Raw genomic sequence first — 2,455 nt, forward strand, 5'->3', positions numbered from 1 at the left:
CCCGTTACCCCGTGTCGAATAGGTGGACGTCTTGATCGCTCTCCTCGCCGTTCTCGGCGCGCTCTGGGGTGCCCTCGCCGGTCTCCTCCTTCCTCGCGCCGCCTACCGGCTCTCCGTCCAGCCCGAGGAGAGCTGGCGGCAGGAGTGTCCTGAGGGGCATCCCCTCAGGGGGTGGGCCGGGCTCGCCCGCTGTCCCCGGGGCGGTTGGTACGGGCCCCGTACCGCCCTCGTCGCCCCCGCCACCGCCCTCGTCTGCGCCGCGCTCGCCGCCGCCACCGGGGCGCGGCCCGAGCTGGGGGCGTGGCTGTTGCTCGCGCCCTTCGGTGTGCTGCTCGCCGTGGTCGACTTCGGCGTGCACCGGCTGCCGGACGTGCTCACCCTGCCGCTCGCCGGGGGCGGGCTCCTGCTGCTCGGGGGTGCCGCGCTGGCGCCCGGGAACGCGGGGGAGTGGACCGGCGCGCTGTACGGGTCGCTCGCGCTGGCCGGTGCCTACTTCGTGCTCTTCCTCATCAACCCCAACGGCATGGGCTTCGGCGACGTGAAGCTCGCCCTCGCGCTCGGGGCGGTGCTCGGGTGGTACGGGTGGGGCGTGCTGCTGCTCGGCACCTTCGCCGGGTTCGTCCTCGCCGCGCTGTACGGCATCGGGCTCGTCGCCGCCCGCCGCGCCGGACGGAAGACGGCGATCCCGTTCGGGCCGTTCCTGATCGGCGGAGCCTTCGTGGGCGTGCTGCTCGGGGCGTACGCCGCCTGACGTCGGGGCCCCGAAAGGGCTGGCGTACGCTGGCTTGGTCCGTCCGCAACCCTTACGAAAGGGACGTCCCGGTGACCGAGAAGGCCGACCTCACGTCGTTTGATGTCACAGCCGTCCTCGACCGTGCCGCCGCAGGTGGGCGGATCACCCCCGAAGAGGCACTCGTCCTCTACCGTGACGCCCCGCTGCACGCGCTCGGCGCCACCGCCGACGCCGTGCGCCGCCGCCGCTACGCCGGTACGGAGCACATCGCGACGTACATCATCGAGCGGAACATCAACTACACGAACGTCTGCGTGACGGCCTGCAAGTTCTGCGCCTTCTACGCCGCCCCGAAGGACACCAAGAAGGGCTGGAGCCGCGACCTCGACGACATCCTGCGCCGCTGCGCGGAGACCGTCGAGCTGGGCGGCACGCAGGTGATGTTCCAGGGCGGACACCACCCGGACTACGGCGTCGAGTACTACGAGAAGCACTTCGCGGCGATCAAGAAGAACTTCCCGCAGCTGGTCATCCACTCCCTCGGCGCGTCCGAGGTCGAGCACATGGCCCGCATCTCGAAGGTCTCCGTCGAGGAGGCCATCCAGCGGATCAACGCGGCCGGGCTCGACTCCTTCGCGGGCGCGGGCGCCGAGCTGCTGCCGGAGCGGCCGCGCAAGGCGATCGCCCCGCTCAAGGAGAGCGGCGAGCGGTGGCTGGAGATCATGGAGATCGCCCACAACCTGGGCGTGGAGTCCACCTCCACGATGCTCATGGGCACGGGCGAGACCAACGCCGAGCGCATCGAGCACCTGCGGATGATCCGTGACGTACAGGACCGGACCGGCGGCTTCCGCGCCTTCATCCCGTACACGTACCAGCCCGAGAACAACCACCTCAAGGGCCGTACGCAGGCGACGATCTTCGAGTACATCCGCATGATCGCGATCGCCCGCATCTTCCTCGACAACGTCGCGCACATCCAGGGCTCCTGGCTGACCACCGGCAAGGAGGCGGGCCAGCTGACGCTGCACTACGGGGCGGACGACCTCGGCTCGGTCATGCTGGAGGAGAACGTCGTCTCCTCGGCGGGCGCCAAGCACCGCTCGAACCTGCGCGAGATGATCGACATGATCCGTACGGCGGACCGGGTCCCGGCGCAGCGCGCCACGACCTACGAGCACCTGGTGGTGCACGACGACCCGGCGAACGACCCCGTCGACGACCGCGTCGCCTCGCACATCTCGTCCACGGCGATCGAGGGCGGCACGGCACATCCCGAGCTGAAGCTCCTCGCCACGAACTGAGGCCCTGTTGCTCACCCTGCACGTCGCCGAGCACTCTCCGGAGGCGGCGGTCCTGGTCGACGGGCCGGTCGTCGCGGCGGTCGGTCCGTACGAGGATCTCGCCGCCGCCCACCCCTCGGCCCGGGGCCGCCGCTGGCCCGGCATCCTCACTCCCGGCCTGCTCAATCCGTACGGCCCCGAGCTGCTTGAGGCCACCTACCACCCCGACCCGCGCGAGGCCGACCGGCTCGGCACGGAGCCCATCGGCGGGGAGCGGGCCCGGAGGCTCTTCCGCACCGACCCGTCCCGTCTCGGCGCGAGCGCCCGGCGGGGCGTGCAGCGGATGCTGGCGCACGGCACGGTGGCCATCGCGGGCGACCTCCGCGCCCGTCCGGTCCTGGACGCGGTTCGCAGGGCGGGCCTGGCCTCGGCCCAACGC

Annotated in this window: 3 protein-coding genes; all 3 read left to right on the forward strand. The window is 71.7% G+C overall.

Annotated features, from left to right (window positions below; translation table 11 throughout):
• Positions 1-31 precede the first annotated feature (31 nt).
• The gene (locus tag GKQ77_RS31535; protein WP_258022301.1) at positions 32-751 is read left to right on the forward strand and encodes a prepilin peptidase; all 720 of its coding nucleotides are present in this window, start codon (positions 32-34) and stop codon (positions 749-751) included.
• A gap of 71 nt (positions 752-822) precedes the next feature.
• Positions 823-2,037 carry a cyclic dehypoxanthinyl futalosine synthase gene (mqnC, locus tag GKQ77_RS31540; RefSeq protein ID WP_219692538.1) on the forward strand — a complete coding sequence of 405 codons (1,215 nt, stop codon included), beginning with the start codon at positions 823-825 and terminating at the stop codon, positions 2,035-2,037.
• A gap of 7 nt (positions 2,038-2,044) precedes the next feature.
• Positions 2,045-2,455: imidazolonepropionase-like domain-containing protein (locus tag GKQ77_RS31545; protein WP_219692539.1), on the forward strand; the 411-nt coding region annotated here is incomplete at its 3' end.

The sequence above is a fragment of the Streptomyces anatolicus genome, from assembly GCF_019400875.1.
Taxonomy (GTDB): Bacteria; Actinomycetota; Actinomycetes; order Streptomycetales; family Streptomycetaceae; genus Streptomyces; species Streptomyces anatolicus.